This window comes from Sphingomonas sp. GC_Shp_3 (genome assembly GCF_026540945.1).
GTDB lineage: Bacteria > Pseudomonadota > Alphaproteobacteria > Sphingomonadales > Sphingomonadaceae > Sphingomonas.
This window is the reverse complement of record NZ_JALNUT010000001.1, coordinates 508,753-522,880: the sequence shown is the minus strand read 5'-3', so window position 1 is coordinate 522,880 and position 14,128 is coordinate 508,753. Positions and strand designations below refer to the sequence as shown.

Sequence of the window (14,128 nt, the reverse complement as noted above, 5' to 3'; positions counted from 1 at the left end):
GCGGATGCCCTTGCGACGGGACATCCGCGCGCCTGCTTAAGGTCATCTTAGTTGATCGAGGCTAGGCAATGGGTCATGACCATCCGTGCCGATGTAACCGAGACAACGATCAAGCAGGCCGCGCGCATGTCGGGCGAGCTGGGCATCCGTACGCTCGACTTGCAAGCCGATATCGCGGCGCTTGCCGAACGGGTGACAGCGCAAGCAGCGACGATAGACAACGTCGGACAGGATGCGAACATCCTGTCCGGGGACGTCGATGACGTCGCGGCAGCCGCCCGCGAGGCGCGTAATGACACCGCCGCTGCGAAGATCGTCATCAAGGATTCGACAGCGCAGCTCGGCACCGCAACCGGCGACGTTGTGGACCTGATTGGTCAGGTCAGCCGCATTCATGATGGGCTAGGTTCGTTCAACGATGCCTTGAACGAAGTCGGCTACATCAGCGCCAGCATCAACGTCATCGCCAAACAGACCAATCTTCTTGCCCTGAACGCGACGATCGAAGCCGCGCGAGCGGGCGACGCGGGCCTCGGCTTTGGCGTAGTCGCGAGCGAGGTGAAAAAGCTGGCGGGCGAAACCGCATCCGCTACCAAGCGGATTGAGCAGTCGATCACCAAACTGACCCAGGAAGCCGGCGGCATGCTGGAGCGGATCGGGCAGGGCGTGGCCAAGGCGCAGTCCGCACATCGCAGCGCGCAAGGGATCGAGGCGCTCGTCGATCATCTGAGATCGCTGATGCTGGGGCTGGAACGCAATAGCGACAGCGTTGCCGAGCGGGTCGAATCGATGGTTCAGGCGGTCGACCGCGTCCGCGCGGGTCTTGTTGCGCTGACCAGCGCCTCCTCGCAGAACGCGGCCGGCCTCCAGCAGCTTTCCACGCGGGTCTCCGGCGTGAGCGACGATACCAATGCGTTGCTTCAGATGCTGGCGGAGAGCGGGTCGGAGATGCCCGATTCTCCCTACATCCGCTTCGGTCTGGATGTCGCGCGTTCCGTCGGAGAGGGGCTTGCCGCAGCCGTCACATCGGGAGAGATCGCGCTTGGAACGATACTAAGCGATAGCTACGCCCCGGTAGCGAACAGCAACCCACCGTTGTTTACGCACCCCGCGCAACCGCTGCTGACCCGGCTGGCGAGACCGCATCAGGAGCATGCGCGTCAGTTGCCGGGCTTCTTCGGCATGAGCTTTACCGACCGGAACTGTTTCGGAGCGGTCGCGATGCCGGAACGATCGCTGGCCCAGCGGCCGGACGATCCAACCTGGAACCAGGAATATTCGCGCGCCGGCCTGATCTACAGCTACCCGGAAACGCGGATCCAGGTCCGCACCGAAACGCCGTTCTGCCTCAAGGCGTACCGGCGCCCGCTTACCAAAGGAGGCGTGGTGTTGCTGAAGCAGGTGATTGCCTCAATCTGGGTTGAGGGTCGCCATTGGGGCGTTCTGCAACTCGCCTACGAAAATCAGGACTGACGCTGCCGCAACCCTCGCATGCACCTCACGTGCTTTTTCACGACAATGGCCGAGCCTGAAACTCCGGGCCGGAGAAATATCGGATCAGCCGTTGCCGGACGCTATCTTCCAGCCGGATGTTGCGCCGGCGGCGGTCTGTGGGATCCGCGCGGACGTTCACGAACCCGCGCTGCTGTAACGCCGCAAGATGGCGCAAGCCCGTTGAACCCGGCACCGTCGCGCCAACGCAGACGCTGGTGATCGATACATCGCCACGCTCCTCTCCGGTTATGAACAGGTCCAGGAGAAGATCCCACGCTGGGTCTCGGAACAGGTCGGCGACTTCCGCCAGCTCGGTGTCACGCCGCCGCCGCGCGCGTGCCACCCGCTTTGCGGAGGCGAGGGCGCGTTCCGCATCCGTGCGGGGCAGCTCGGGGACGATCGGCTCGCCACGTCGCCGCTGCTCGTCCGCAAACTGCAAGCTGAGGTCGCGGGTCGCCGCCTCAACGCGCGCAAGTGCTTCATGAATACTCATCGTGACGGTGACCATGATTGATCTACCTTGAAAGAACGCAGACGCAGCTGGTGGCGGATCGCCCCAACAGCTGGCAACGCTGTGATAAGATAAGCCCACTTCGTCAGAATGACGTAGTACGCGAGCGGATCCAGCTGAGTAAGCGCGAGCTTCGCAATATGCCCCATCACAACACACAATTGTAGCGAGGCAAGAAGCATGGTCCACATGCGGTTTGCTTTCAGGGCGAGACCGAATAGAGCCGCGGCTAGAGCGATATCTAGAAGTACCACGATTGGATTTGCCGTTTGGTAGGTCAGGTTCATGCCCTCGACCGCAAGTTTCGTCACGATCACGGCGATCCCGATCAACACGGCCGCCGTCCGCTCAGGTCCGCCGCCTTTCCAAAGCGGCGGAACCATGCATGCGATCAACCAAAAATCGAATATTTCAAAAGAGCGCATACACACCTGTCGCAGATATTTGTTTCTAGCTCGCGATCCGGAGTGGCTGCGCATCTTCGACCGGCGTGACCGAAGGCTTGTCTCCATAGTCGCCCAAAGCCGTGGCCGGCAGACCGAAGTCAGCGCGAAGTTCGTCAAGCGAGATATGCAGCGCGTCGATCGACTTGGCTGCGTCGACCATCGAGTTAAGGCACAGGTTGATCTGTTCGATCGCCTTCACACCGACGCCGAACGGCGCCCGTGCCTTCAGGCGACCTTCACCGATGGCGGTCATCAAACGTCCGGCATTGGCGAAAGCGGACTCGAAGTCGCCTTCAAGTGCACGGAGTGGCGGCGCGATCTTTTGCCCGACATGCAGGCGGTCATTGAGCTTGGACATGGTTTCTCCCCGCCGCGCGGTTGGAAACCGGCGCGACTGCGTTAGCGGTGCGGTGCTGAACTTTCGCTCCTGAGTACGCGGGCGACGCTTTCTCCACCTGCGATCAGAATGAAGACCGAGAAGATGAGCCCTATGGTCAGACCGAAAATCAACGCCGATCGTTGCCATAGGCCCAGCGTTATCAGCCGTCCCTGCGAAGCCGGTTCAGACTTCACCGGCAAGGGGGACACTGCCGGCTCAACCTCCTGTATTTCTATCCGGTTTTCACCCGTCCGTAGATTTCCCGGTGTCTCGCGTTCGTGTTCCGCGAGCAGCCGCGCGGCTTCCAGCGAGCTGCCCGCACCGATCCGCCGGGTGGCCTCCGCGAGGTGATCCTCCACCGTTCGCGGAGAAAGCCCCATGGCGGCGGCCACTTCCTTGGGCCGCATCGGGGCAGCCAAAAGCCTCAGCGCTTCGCGCTGGCGTGATGTAAGTGTGTCGATTCGCGAACGGTCCATTGTGGGGATTGTTGCGACAATCCCGCTGGATAGGGAAGCTCTCGCCGTGCGGTCCGGTGTGCGTGCGGCACCGACTTAGGTGGCTCTTTGGTGCTGCCGTGTGACAAAATGCGCCATCAACGTCTGAAACGCGCACACCCGCTCAAGACGGCGGTCGGCAACCTCGCCGAACCGGCATCAACATGACGCCCGTAAGAATTCAAATCGCGGGTTCTGGTGACAGAACGCCTGCCGCCATCGATCCGCGGAAGGCATGAACGGCACTCTCTGTGCTGCGGGTCCTGCATTCTGAACCGCTTGCCGTGACGCGATACCACACGGCTGGCGGAAGAGGTGGGATTCGAACCCACGGAACGGTTGCCCGCTCGCCGGTTTTCAAGACCGGTTCCTTAAACCACTCGGACACTCTTCCATACCACAGCCGACCTGCAGGGTCAGACACTTGGGGCTGCCCCCTCACGCCGTCCGATCAACTGCCGTCCGCCTGCGCCCGCTTACGTCGAGAACGGCAATTTGTGCAAGAGGTGCGGTCTTTGGGGGTTCATGTCGGCGTGGGCTTGTGCCAGTGTCGCCGCATGTGGGGCTTACCAAAAACCTTGACGATATTGGGTGCGGCGTTGGCGCTGCTTGGCTGCGGAATGCCGGTGGCGCCGGCACACGCCCAGGACGATGCCAGCTTTCAGAGCTTTCTCGCGCAGCTGCGTGTGCAGGCACGTTCGCAAGGCGTATCGGAGCGGACGCTCGATGCGGTGCTGCCGAGTCTGACGTTGAACCAGCGCGTGATCGATCTCGATCGCCAGCAACCAGGAAATCCCGCCAGCACGGCGGTGCCGCCCTATGCGCCGTACCGGATCGCCCACGTCGATGCGCAGCGGATCAGCCGTGGCCGGGCCGCCTATCAGGCGCAGCGGTGGCGGTTGCGCAAGATCGAAGATGAGACGGGCGTGCCCGAATCGATCATGGTGGCGATTTGGGGTAACGAAACCAATTACGGCGTGGTGATGGGCGGCTTCGATCTGCCACGTGCGCTGGCATCGCTAGCGTTTGAAGGGCGCCGCCGTGCGCTGTTCACGGAAGAGTTCATCGGCGCGCTGAAGATGATCGATAACGGCGTGCCGCGTTCCAAGCTGGTAGGAAGCTGGGCCGGCGCCACCGGCGGACCGCAATTTCTGCCATCCGTCTACAATCGGCTCGCGCGCGATGGTGACGGTGACGGGCGGGCGGACATCTGGACGAGCGACGCCGACACGCTCGCCTCGATCGGCAATTACTTCGTCAATGCCGGTTGGCGGCGTGGTCAGCCCTGGGGCGTGGCGGTGAACGTGCCAGCGGGGTTCGATCGGTCGCAAGCGGTCAATCGCATGGTCAGCCCGCGCTGCCCACGTGTGTTCCAGCGGCACAGCGGTTGGAAGACGATGGCGGAGTGGCGCGCGCTTGGCATTACGCCGCAGAGCCGCTCATGGCCGGCGGATAACGTGCTCGCCACCTTGATCGAACCGGATGGCGCCGGCAACACCGCTTATCTCCTGACCGGGAATTACCGCGTGATCCTCGATTACAATTGCTCGAACTTCTACGCGTTATCGGTCGGGCTGCTCTCCGACGCGGTTGCGCAGTGATGCTGTTGCTGATCGCCGTGTCGGCCGCACTCGGTGGTGCGGATCGCCACCATGCGCCGGCCGCGCCCGCAGACACGCCGCGCGCCGGCTGGTCACAGCCGATGCAACCCGCACCACCCGTTCAGGATGCGCCGCCGCCGGATATGCCGCAAGGCGCCGGACCGCGCGCGACTTCAGGCGGGCAGGTGTTCGATACGGTCGCGGTGGCGCAGCCGGATGACGGCGGCGCGCGAGGCGTCTCGGTTGCGGCGGCGGGCGCGGCCCCGGGCAGCTTCGTCGAACTGACCGAACTTGGCGGCGGGCGCACTGTCCTCGCAATGGTCGCGGCCAGTCAGGCGCCTGGCGGCGTCGTGTTGTTGTCGGAAGGTGCGCTCCACGCGCTGGGGATCGCGCCCGGCGTGGGCGTTCGTGTGCGGGCCGCCCTGCCGAGCCCGCAGGACCAGACCGCGCTTCGCGCTGGCGCTCCGGCTTCGGCGCGCATCGACGCGCCCGAGGTTCTGCTCAAGGCGTTGCGCAAGCGCGTACCGCAAGCGAGTGCGTCTGCACCCGTGCATCTCCCGCCGAGGCGCGACCAGTCCCAACCACATGTGGACGAGGTCGCGCCTGCGCAGGTGGTCCCGCGCGCCGTCGGCCGATCACCACTTCGGGAAAGCGCCACCAGTCCGACCGCACGCGATCCGGTATTGCCGACACGTGCGGCGCGGGCGGCGCCGCGTGCGGCGGCTCCGGTGCTGCGCTCCGGCTACATCGTGCAGGTCGCGGCGCTCTCGGCCGCCGCACGTGCCAACCAGCTCGCCCGGACGCTCGGCGGGCGGGTCGTCGGCGGTGGTGGGCTGTACCGCGTGCAGCTCGGGCCTTACGGCGATGTCGCATCGGCCAATCGCGCGCGTGACGGCGCGGCGCGGCGCGGCTATCGCGACGCGCGTGTCGCGCACACCGAATAGACTTCCAGCGTAACAGGACCGTCCCATGAAGAAACTGATCGCCGCTTCCGTCATCGCGCTCGTCGCGGTGCAGCCCGTCCTCGCCGCCGCGCCGGTGTTCGATACGCCCGCCCCGGTTGCGTATATGGAGGATATGTCGTCCGGCTCGATCCTGTACCAGAAGGATGCCGATCGCCGCATGCCGCCGGCGTCGCTCGCCAAGATGATGACGGTCTATGTCGCGTTCAGCCTCGTGAAGAGCGGCGACCTCAAGCTCGACCAGATGATCGAGATGCAGCCCGAAACGTGGCGCAAGTGGCATTCGCAAGGCTCGACCATGTTCCTATCATCGGGCGAAAAGGTCAGCGTGGCCGATCTGCTGTACGGCATCGTCACGCTGTCGGGCAACGATGCCTGCGTCGTGCTGGCGGAGGGCATCTCGGGTTCGGAACCGGCGTTCGTCGAGCGGATGAACCGTGAGGCAGCGAAGATCGGCCTCAAGAACAGCCACTTCGGTACGTCGAACGGTTGGCCTGATGGCGGCGTGACCTATGTCACCGCGCGCGACCTCGCGACGCTGGCCAAGGCGACGATCACCAATTTCCCCGATCTTTACAAACGCTTCTATTCGCGACCCGACTTCACCTGGGGCAAGACACTGGGCGCGGGCGCCGCGATCAAGCAGGATAACCGCGATCCGCTGCTCGGCCGTGTCGCCGGCGCGGATGGCCTGAAGACCGGCCATACCGAGGAGGCGGGCTACGGCTTCACCGGCTCGGCGATCCAGAACGGGCGCCGGCTGGTGATGGTGCTGGCCGGGCTTGGCACCTACGGCCAGCGCGCGGACGAATCGGTCAAGTTCATGAACTGGGGCTTCCGCGCATGGCAGGCCAAGCCGATCGTCGCGAAGGGCAAAAAGGTCGAGACCGCCGAGGTGCAGGGCGGCAGCACCAATCACGTCGATCTGGTCGCCGGTTCGAACCTGACCGCGACTTTGCCGGCGGGCGTCGGCTCGGAAATATCGCTGAAGGTCGCCTATGACGGCCCGATCAAGGCGCCGATCAAGGCCGGTCAGCACATCGCCGATCTGATCGTCACCGCGCCCGACATGCCCGCACAGAAGCTGCCGCTGGTCGCCGCAACCGACGTGGCCGAGGCGGGCTTCTTCGGTCGGGCCTGGGCCGGGCTGATGGGCCTGTTCGGCGCCTGACACCATGAACACACGCGGACGCTTCATCTCGCTTGAGGGCGGGGAGGGCGCTGGCAAATCAACGCAGGCACGACTGATCGCCGAGGAGCTGCGCGCGCGCGGCCTGGAGGTGGTCGTCACCCGTGAACCCGGCGGCAGCGAGGGCGCGGAGGCTATCCGCGCGCTGCTGCTGCAAGGCGCGCAGGGTCGATGGAGCGTACGCAGCGAAGCCTTGCTCTTCGCTGCGGCGCGCGCCGATCATATCGAGAAGACCATTGCTCCCGCGATTCGCTCCGGCGCGTGGGTCATCTGCGACCGGTACATCGACAGCAGCCGCGCCTATCAGGGGCTGGCCGGCGGCATCGACGATGCCGAGATCCTCGCCCTACACGCGTTCGGCGCCGGCGGGTTGCTGCCTGATCGTACCTTCGTCCTTGAGGTGCCCGTGGAGCAGGGCCGCGCCCGCGCGGAAAATCGCGATGGTGCCGCGGCTGATCGCTTCGCCGCACGGGGGGACAATTTCCACGCCGATGTCGCCGCTGCCTTCCGGCGGTTCGCAAGCAACGACCCGGGGCGCTTCCGGATTGTCGACGCCGTAGCCAGCCCGCAAAGCATCACACAGGCGTTGCTGGATGGTCTTGCCGACCTTCTGCCTACCGTAGCATGACGCCCGCCTTACCCATCGGCAACGATTCCGCACACGCTGTGTTCGCGGCCGCGATGGCGAGCGGTTCGCTGCATCATGCGTGGCTGTTCGCCGGTCCGGAAGGAACCGGAAAAGCGCGTTTCGCCCGCGCCGCGGCGCTGCGCCTGCTGGCCGAGGCGGCGACGCCGGGCATGCTCCCCCCCGGCTTCGACGTACCGGAAAGCAACCAAACACGCCGGTTGATAGAGGCGGGCTCCCATCCTGACTATCGCGAAATCAAACGCTTACCGAAGGAATCCGATAAGACGGGTCAGGAGCTGGCACGCAGTATCACCATTGCGCAGGTGCGCGGATTACTGCCGATGTTCGCGATGAAACCGTCGCTTTCACCCCGTCGGGTTGTCCTGATCGACGCTATCGACGATGTCGAGCGACCTGGCGCATCTAACGCGCTGCTCAAGAGTCTTGAGGAGCCGCCGGCGGGAACCATCTTTATCCTCATCAGCCATGCGCCAGGCCGCCTGCTGCCGACGATCCGATCCCGATGTCGCACGCTGCGCTTCGATCCGCTCGGGAGCGTGGATATGCGCTCGGTCATCCAGGCGAATCTCGGGCAGGCTACGGATGCCGAAGTCGCGGCGTTGGTGCGGGCAGGGGCCGGGTCGCCGGGGCGAGCGCTTGGGTTTGCCGGCCTTGATCTCGCTGCGCTGGATGATGCGCTCGCCGCGATCGCGCGCGATGGTGACCGCAGCAACGCACGGCGGGTGAAGTTGTCCAAGGCGCTTGCTCCGAAAGCCGCACAGCCCCGCTACGAGGCATTCCTGGATCGCGCACCCGCTTTCATCGCGGCGATGGCGCGTGGCCAGCATGGCGAGCGCCTGCGCGTCGCGCTCGACAGCTACGACGCGGCACGTGCCTTATCGACGACTGCACGCGCACTGTCGTTAGACGCACAGGGCACGGTGTATGAAATGGCCGGCCTCGTTGCGAAGCTCGCCGCGCCGGCCTAGAGGATCGGCATGGCCGAACCCTATTACATCACCACCGCAATCAGCTACCCCAACGGCAAGCCGCACATCGGCCACGCCTATGAGGCCATCGCCGCCGACGCGATCGCGCGTTTCCATCGGCAGGCCGGCCGCGACGTCCGCTTCCAGACCGGCACCGATGAACACGGCCTCAAAATGGTGCAAACCGCCCGCGACAAGGGAGTCGAGGTACGCGCGCTTGCAGATGAGATGTCCGGCCTTTTCAGGGCCATGTGTGATAGCCTTGATATCTCGTATGATCGCTTCATTCGCACGACTGAACCGGACCATCACCGCGCCAGCCAAGCAATCTGGCAAGCGATGGCGGACGCCGGTGACCTGTACCTAAGCCGTTACGAAGGCTGGTACTCGGTTCGCGACGAGGCGTTCTACGATGAAAAGGAACTGATCAACGGGGACGGGGGCACGAAGCTGTCGCCGCAAGGCACGCCTGTCACCTGGACGGCGGAGGAGAGTTGGTTTTTTCGCCTTTCGAAATACCAGCAGCCTTTGCTCGACCACTATGCCGCGCACCCAGACTTCATCCGCCCTGACAGCCGTCGTAACGAGGTGCTGCGCTTTGTGGAAGGCGGCCTTGCCGACCTGTCGATTTCCCGCACCAGCTTCGATTGGGGCGTCAAGGTGCCGGGCAGCGATGGTCACGTCATGTATGTCTGGGTCGATGCGCTAACCAACTATCTCACCGGCGCGGGCTATCCCGATGACGGTCAGACACTTGCGCGATTCTGGCCAGCCGATCTCCACCTTATCGGCAAGGATATCGTGCGATTTCATGCAGTTTACTGGCCGGCATTCCTGATGAGTGCGAAGCTTGCGCTTCCGAAGATGGTATTCGGACACGGCTTCCTGCTCAACCGTGGTGAGAAGATGTCGAAGTCGCTCGGCAACGTCACCGATCCGGCCGACCTGATCGCCCGCTTCGGGGTCGATGCCGTGCGCTATTTCCTGTTGCGCGAGGTCAGCTTCGGTCAGGACGGCAGCTATTCGGCCGATGCGATCGTCACGCGCATCAACGCCGATCTCGCCAATGGCTTCGGCAATCTCGCCCAGCGCACCCTGTCGCAGATTTTCAAAAACTGCGATGCCGCGCTGCCGGCAATCCACGGCGATGATCCCGCAGACGAGGCGCTCTTGGAGGTTGTCGGCAAAGCCGTGCAACAGGCGATTCCGGCGGCATTCAGCGATCTTGCGTTGTCGCACGCCACGGAACACTGGATGCAGGCGGTATACGCCTGCAACGCCTATATCGACGAACAGGCCCCCTGGAAACTCCGCAAGACCGATCTTGCGCGTATGGAGACGGTGCTGGCGACGCTCTACATCTGCATCGCGCAGCTTGCAGTCGCTATCCAGCCGATCATCCCGCGCAGCGCCGCGACCTTGCTCGACCGCATGGGTATTGCCGCAAACCTGCGGAATTTTGTCGCAATCGGGACGCCTTGGTACGCCGAGCTTGCCAAGAGCGGCTTCCGCCTGGAACAGCCGGTCGGGCTGTTTCCGCGGTTGGAAATCCCGGTAGAAGACGTAGGCGAGGGCGCTGCTTGATGTTCGCCGATAGCCATTGCCATCTTGATTACAAGGGATTGGGTGAGCGCCAGCAGGAGGTGCTTGCCCGCGCCCGTGCCACAGGTGTCGAGGTGATGCTGAACATCGCAACGCGGGAAAGCGAATGGGATCAGGTACTCGGCACCGCCGAGCGCGAGCCGGATGTCTGGGCGACGGTCGGCATTCACCCGCACGAAGCCGATCAGCACCCCGACGTCGGCACAGCGCGCCTGATCGAGCGTGCGCAGCATCCACGGGTTGTCGGCATCGGCGAAACCGGCCTCGATTATTATTACGACAAGAGTGACCGCGAACGTCAGGAGGCAAGTTTTCGTGCGCATATCGCCGCGGCGCGGGAAACGCAGTTGCCAATCGTCGTACATACCCGCGAGGCCGAGGATGATACTGCGGCGATCCTGCGTGAGGAGATGGAGCAGGGGGCGTTCCCCGGCGTGATCCACTGCTTTACCGCAAGCGACGCCTTTGCTGATATCGCGCTGGACCTCGGTTTCTATATTTCGATTTCGGGTATCGTGACGTTCAAGAACGCGCAGGCGTTGCAGGCGACAGCGAAGCGCCTGCCGATCGAGCGGTTGCTGATTGAGACCGACGCGCCGTTCCTCGCGCCCGTGCCGCATCGGGGTAAGGTGGGGGAACCCGCGTTCGTTGCCGACACGGGCGCGTTTCTGGCTGGGTTGCGGCAGGATAGTCTCGCCGCGCTGGCGGCGGCAACCGCCAGCAATTTTTACACGTTGTTCAACAAAGTACGCATATGAAGGTGCGGGTTCTCGGATCGGGCACGTCGTCCGGTGTGCCACGGATCGGCAACGACTGGGGCGCATGCGATCCTGCTGATCCGCGCAACGCCCGCACGCGCGCGTCAATCTTGGTAGAAACTGGCACCACGCGCATCCTTGTCGACACCGGGCCGGACATGCGAGCGCAGCTGCTGGCAGCGCGGGTCGGCACGGTCGACGCGGTGATCTGGACGCACGACCATGCCGATCACACGCACGGCATCGACGATTTGCGACAGGTGTATCACGAACTCGGCCACCCGGTGCGGGGCTTCGCGCGACCATGGACAGCCACCACGTTGACCACGCGCTTCCCTTATGTTTTTGCCGGCGCGGGCGGCTATCCACCGACCGCCACGATGGAACATCTGGCTGATACCCTCATCGTGGGAGACATCGCGATCGGTGTTGTCGATCAGCCGCATGGCGCGATTACCTCTGCCGGATTGCGCTTCGAAGCCGATGGCAGGAGCCTCGGCTATGCGACTGATATCAAGGCAATGACGGAAGACGCCGAGCGGCTTTACAATAAGCTTGACGTCTGGATCGTTGATGCCCTGCGGGAGCGCGTTCACCCGTCTCATGCCGAGCTTGCGACGACGTTGGGCTGGATCGCGACGCTGAAGCCGCGGCGCGCGGTGCTGACGCACATGGATCAATCGCTAGATTATGCGACGCTCGCCGGGCGGCTGCCGCGCGGGGTGGAACCAGGGCATGACGGGCTGGAGATCACGCTGTGACGGGGGACGTGCTGCTTTACGTGGTCATGCTGATGCTGCCGGTCGCTGCGTTGATCTCGCGAAGACTACCGGTCGGTGAGATGGTGAAAATGGCGCTCGCATGGCTGGCGATCTTTGCGTTGCTGTATCTGGCGATCGCGGCATGGCAGCAAGCGACAGGCACGGGTACCGCAGCAAGAGAGCAGCCGCGGTACACTGGCAATTTAACATAATACATATTATCGAACTGGGGAATTAGGAAGGTTGGATGATGATTGAGCGACTGCTAACCATCATGTCTCGCCTGCGCGACCCTGCGCACGGTTGTGAATGGGACCGCGCGCAAACCTTCGCCTCGATAGCGCCGTACACGATCGAGGAAGCTTACGAAGTCGCCGACGCATGTGAGCGCGGCGATATGGCGGAGTTGCGCGATGAGCTTGGAGATCTGTTGCTCCAGGTCGTGTTCCATAGCCGGATGGCCGAAGAAGCCGGGCATTTTACATTTGCCGATGTCGTCACGTCGATCAGCGATAAGATGGAACGGCGTCACCCTCATGTCTTCGGCGATGCGGCGAATGGCGGCGATCACCTCTGGGAACAGATCAAGGCTGACGAGCGCGCTGCCAAGGCGTCGTCAGGCGCACTGGATGGCGTGGCGATCGGCCTGCCCGCGCTGCTCCGCGCGGAAAAGTTGCAAAAGCGCGCGGCGCGGGTCGGCTTCGACTGGCCTGATGCAAGCGGTCCGCGTGCAAAGATCGACGAAGAGCTGTCCGAAGTGGCCCGCGCAACAACGCACACCGAACGCGCGGAAGAGATCGGCGATCTCCTGTTTGCAGTGGTTAACTGGGCAAAGCACCTCGGCGTCGATGCGGAAGCCGCCCTGCGCGCTGGGAACGCGAAGTTCGAGCGACGCTTTCGCACAATGGAAGCACTCGACCCCGCGATGGCGTCACGAGATCTCGACGCGCAGGAGGAATTGTGGCGCCAAGCCAAGTCCGCCGAAAAGCAAGACCAAGCGTGATCGACGTACGCCGTTCCGTCTCAGCCTCGCGTCAGAAAGCGTTCGTGGTCGCTAGGTGACATTCTGACGTCGTACACCGCGTGGTCGCTATCCACATCCTGACCAAGCACCTCACCGTGCGCGTGCAGCCACGCCGCGCCAGCGCCATCGGCAGCGTCGAGCGTGATCGAGTAACGGCGATGGCCCTGCGTCAGCAGTGCACCAATTGTTGCGACGAGCGTATCCACCCCTTCCCCGCTCAACGCCGAGATCGCCACCACATCACGCCGCGAAGCCTCCGCGAGCACGTCGGCATGTGCCTCACTTTCGAGCAGATCGAGCTTGTTCCATGCCTCAATCCGCGGCGTGGTGTCCGCTACACCTAAATCACGCAAAACCTCCTCGACGTCGGCGCGCTGGGCCTGCGTGTCGGGATGCGCGATGTCGCGAACGTGAATGAGCAGATCGGCCGACACGACCTCTTCGAGCGTAGCTTTAAAGGCGGCAACGAGCTGGGTGGGCAGTTCCGAAACAAACCCAACGGTGTCCGACAGGATTGCCTTGTCGATTCCGGGGAGGGAAATCTGCCGCAAGGTCGGATCAAGGGTGGCGAACAACAGATCCTCCGCCATGACATGCGCACCGGTGAGCCGATTGAACAGTGTCGACTTCCCCGCATTGGTATAGCCGACCAGCGCAATCACGGGCCACGGGGCGCGCTGGCGCCGTTCACGGTGCAGACCGCGGGTGCGGCTGACGGACTCAAGTTCCTTGCGGAGCCGCGCCATACGGTCGCGGATCAGGCGGCGATCCGCTTCGATCTGTGTTTCGCCCGGACCGCCCAGGAAGCCGAAACCGCCACGTTGCCGCTCCAAGTGGGTCCAGCTACGCACCAGCCGGCCGGCCTGATAATCGAGATGAGCAAGTTCAACCTGCAACCGCCCCTCGGCCGTTGCTGCGCGTTCGCCGAAGATCTCCAGGATCAATCCGGTACGGTCGATCACCTTTGCTTCAAGCGCCGTTTCCAGGTTGCGTTGCTGGACCGGCGTGAGCGCGGCATCGAACACGACCAGCCCCGCTTCCTCCATACGTACCGACGCAGCGAGCTGTTCGACCTGCCCGCTGCCAATCAGCGTCGCCGGTTTAGGCGCGCGCACCCGCAGCGGCACCTTTTCCACCACCGTCACGCCAATCGCGGCGGCAAGTCCGGAGGTCTCTTCCAGCCGCGCCTCGGCATCCCGTGCCGAGGCGCCATGATCGGGATACACGACGATTGCGCGCGCACCGCGGGCAAATTCATCACGGTCGCGCTCGAAACCTGTCGTCAAGGTC

The 14,128-nt window shown here is 63.8% G+C and carries 16 protein-coding genes and 1 tRNA gene; 11 read left to right on the top strand and 6 right to left on the bottom strand.

Annotation, left to right across the window (positions count from 1 at the left end; genetic code table 11):
- Window positions 1-75: 75 nt before the first annotated feature.
- Complete coding sequence (locus OXR00_RS02585) at window positions 76-1,473, top strand: methyl-accepting chemotaxis protein (RefSeq protein WP_267386474.1); 1,398 nt, start codon at window positions 76-78, stop codon at window positions 1,471-1,473.
- Between the two features lie 37 nt (window positions 1,474-1,510).
- Here OXR00_RS02585 and OXR00_RS02580 read toward each other — a convergent pair whose 3' ends face one another.
- From OXR00_RS02580 to OXR00_RS02560, 5 genes are all read right to left on the bottom strand, one after another.
- A complete protein-coding gene (locus OXR00_RS02580) occupies window positions 1,511-2,002 on the bottom strand; it encodes a hypothetical protein (RefSeq protein ID WP_267386473.1) in 492 nt (163 codons plus the stop codon).
- The gene (locus OXR00_RS02575) at window positions 1,984-2,430 is read right to left on the bottom strand and encodes a hypothetical protein (protein WP_267386472.1); all 447 of its coding nucleotides are present in this window, start codon (window positions 2,428-2,430) and stop codon (window positions 1,984-1,986) included. The genes OXR00_RS02580 and OXR00_RS02575 overlap by 19 nt, the downstream gene beginning before the upstream one ends.
- A 25-nt stretch (window positions 2,431-2,455) precedes the next feature.
- Window positions 2,456-2,809: a hypothetical protein gene (locus OXR00_RS02570; RefSeq protein WP_267386470.1), complete on the bottom strand. Its 354-nt coding sequence runs from the start codon at window positions 2,807-2,809 to the stop codon at window positions 2,456-2,458.
- 41 nt (window positions 2,810-2,850) lie between these two features.
- Window positions 2,851-3,306 carry a LuxR C-terminal-related transcriptional regulator gene (locus OXR00_RS02565; RefSeq protein WP_267386468.1) on the bottom strand — a complete coding sequence of 152 codons (456 nt, stop codon included), beginning with the start codon at window positions 3,304-3,306 and terminating at the stop codon, window positions 2,851-2,853.
- Window positions 3,307-3,628: 322 nt separating this feature from the next.
- Window positions 3,629-3,718 (bottom strand) — tRNA-Ser (locus OXR00_RS02560).
- Between the two features lie 226 nt (window positions 3,719-3,944).
- Here OXR00_RS02560 and OXR00_RS02555 point away from each other — a divergent pair.
- Genes OXR00_RS02555 through mazG form a run of 10 tightly spaced genes read left to right on the top strand, consistent with a single transcriptional unit; the run spans window position 3,945 to window position 12,817 of the window.
- On the top strand, window positions 3,945-4,925 hold the full coding sequence (locus OXR00_RS02555) for a lytic murein transglycosylase (RefSeq protein WP_267387124.1): 981 nt from the start codon (window positions 3,945-3,947) through the stop codon (window positions 4,923-4,925).
- On the top strand, window positions 4,925-5,869 hold the full coding sequence (locus tag OXR00_RS02550) for an SPOR domain-containing protein (protein ID WP_267386467.1): 945 nt from the start codon (window positions 4,925-4,927) through the stop codon (window positions 5,867-5,869). The genes OXR00_RS02555 and OXR00_RS02550 overlap by 1 nt, the downstream gene beginning before the upstream one ends.
- A 25-nt stretch (window positions 5,870-5,894) precedes the next feature.
- The gene (locus tag OXR00_RS02545) at window positions 5,895-7,058 is read left to right on the top strand and encodes a D-alanyl-D-alanine carboxypeptidase family protein (RefSeq protein ID WP_267386466.1); all 1,164 of its coding nucleotides are present in this window, start codon (window positions 5,895-5,897) and stop codon (window positions 7,056-7,058) included.
- 4 nt (window positions 7,059-7,062) lie between these two features.
- Window positions 7,063-7,704, top strand: a complete 642-nt coding sequence (gene tmk, locus OXR00_RS02540; protein ID WP_267386465.1) for a dTMP kinase — start codon at window positions 7,063-7,065, stop codon at window positions 7,702-7,704.
- Window positions 7,701-8,693, top strand: coding sequence for an AAA family ATPase (locus OXR00_RS02535; RefSeq protein WP_267386464.1), 993 nt, complete (start codon window positions 7,701-7,703; stop codon window positions 8,691-8,693). The genes tmk and OXR00_RS02535 overlap by 4 nt, the downstream gene beginning before the upstream one ends.
- A 9-nt stretch (window positions 8,694-8,702) precedes the next feature.
- A complete protein-coding gene (gene metG / locus OXR00_RS02530; RefSeq protein WP_267386462.1) occupies window positions 8,703-10,277 on the top strand; it encodes a methionine--tRNA ligase in 1,575 nt (524 codons plus the stop codon).
- Window positions 10,277-11,053, top strand: coding sequence for a TatD family hydrolase (locus tag OXR00_RS02525; RefSeq protein WP_267386460.1), 777 nt, complete (start codon window positions 10,277-10,279; stop codon window positions 11,051-11,053). Before metG ends, OXR00_RS02525 begins: the two co-directional genes overlap by 1 nt.
- Entirely contained in the window at window positions 11,050-11,814 is a 765-nt protein-coding gene (locus OXR00_RS02520; protein WP_267386459.1) for an MBL fold metallo-hydrolase, read from the top strand. Before OXR00_RS02525 ends, OXR00_RS02520 begins: the two co-directional genes overlap by 4 nt.
- Window positions 11,811-12,026 carry a hypothetical protein gene (locus OXR00_RS02515; RefSeq protein ID WP_267386458.1) on the top strand — a complete coding sequence of 72 codons (216 nt, stop codon included), beginning with the start codon at window positions 11,811-11,813 and terminating at the stop codon, window positions 12,024-12,026. The genes OXR00_RS02520 and OXR00_RS02515 overlap by 4 nt, the downstream gene beginning before the upstream one ends.
- A gap of 38 nt (window positions 12,027-12,064) precedes the next feature.
- Window positions 12,065-12,817: a nucleoside triphosphate pyrophosphohydrolase gene (mazG, locus tag OXR00_RS02510; RefSeq protein ID WP_267386457.1), complete on the top strand. Its 753-nt coding sequence runs from the start codon at window positions 12,065-12,067 to the stop codon at window positions 12,815-12,817.
- A 20-nt stretch (window positions 12,818-12,837) separates the two neighbouring features.
- On the opposite strand, the gene hflX is transcribed toward mazG, so the two are convergent.
- On the bottom strand, window positions 12,838-14,124 hold the full coding sequence (hflX, locus tag OXR00_RS02505; RefSeq protein ID WP_267386456.1) for a GTPase HflX: 1,287 nt from the start codon (window positions 14,122-14,124) through the stop codon (window positions 12,838-12,840).
- Window positions 14,125-14,128: the final 4 nt, after the last annotated feature.